Raw genomic sequence first — 1,003 nt, forward strand, 5'->3', positions numbered from 1 at the left:
GCCGGTGCAGTACGCGGACTACGCGGTGTGGCAGCGGCGGGTGTTCGGTGGGTCTGGTTCGGACGGTGTGTTGGCGGGGCAGCTTGATCACTGGGCCGGGGTGTTGGCTGGGTTGCCTGAGGAGTTGGTGTTGCCGGTTGATCGGCGTCGTGGTGTGGTGGCGAGTCAGCGTGGTGGTCGGGTGGGGTTCCGGTTGTCCGAGGAGGTGCATCGGGGTCTGGTGGAGTTGGCGGCGGAGTGTGGGGTGAGTGTGTTCATGGTGTTGCACGCGGCGGTGGTGGTGTTGTTGGCGCGGTTGGGTGCGGGGACGGACGTCCCGGTGGGTACCACGATCGCTGGTCGTGGTGATGATGTGCTTGATGAGGTTGTGGGCTTTTTCGTGAACACGTTGGTGTTGCGGGCGGATGTGTCGGGTGATCCGAGTTTTCGGGAGTTGTTGGCGCGGGTGCGAGAGGTGGATCTGGCGGCGTACGCGCATCAGGACGTGCCGTTCGACCGGTTGGTCGAGCTGGTCAACCCGGCCCGGTCGCTGGCGAGGCACCCGCTGGTCCAGGTGATGCTGAGCGTGCAGGACGCGCCCGAACCCGGCCACCGGTGGCCGGGACTGCACGTCGAACTGGAACCGGTGACTCTGGACGAGGTGAAGTTCGACCTCACCTTCACCTTCACCCAGCAGCACGAGAACGGCCGTGTTCCCGTGGGAATCCACGGCGAGATCGAGTACGCGGCGGATCTGTTCGAGCGTGGGACGGTGGAGCGGTGGGTGGGGTATCTGGTGCGGGTGTTGGTGGGGGTGGTGGCGGATCCGGATCGGCCGGTTGGGCGGGTTGAGGTGGTGGGTCGGGATGAGTGGGAGCGGTTGGTGGTGGAGTGGAATGAGACGGGGGTGGCGTATCCGCGGGATCGGTGTGTGCACGAGTTGTTCGCGGCGCGGGTGGCGGTGGCGCCGGAGGCGACCGCGGTGGTGTTCGGCGGGGTCGAGTTGAGTTACCGCGAGCTGGAC

At 66.5% G+C, this 1,003-nt stretch carries 1 protein-coding gene; it reads left to right on the top strand.

Translation table 11 applies throughout. The features are described from left to right. Window positions 1-4: 4 nt before the first annotated feature. The coding region (locus LX83_RS37555) for a condensation domain-containing protein (RefSeq protein ID WP_308204138.1) at window positions 5-1,003 on the top strand (999 nt) is incomplete at its 3' end.

The sequence above is a fragment of the Goodfellowiella coeruleoviolacea genome, assembly GCF_024171785.1.
Taxonomy (GTDB): domain Bacteria; phylum Actinomycetota; class Actinomycetes; order Mycobacteriales; family Pseudonocardiaceae; genus Goodfellowiella; species Goodfellowiella coeruleoviolacea.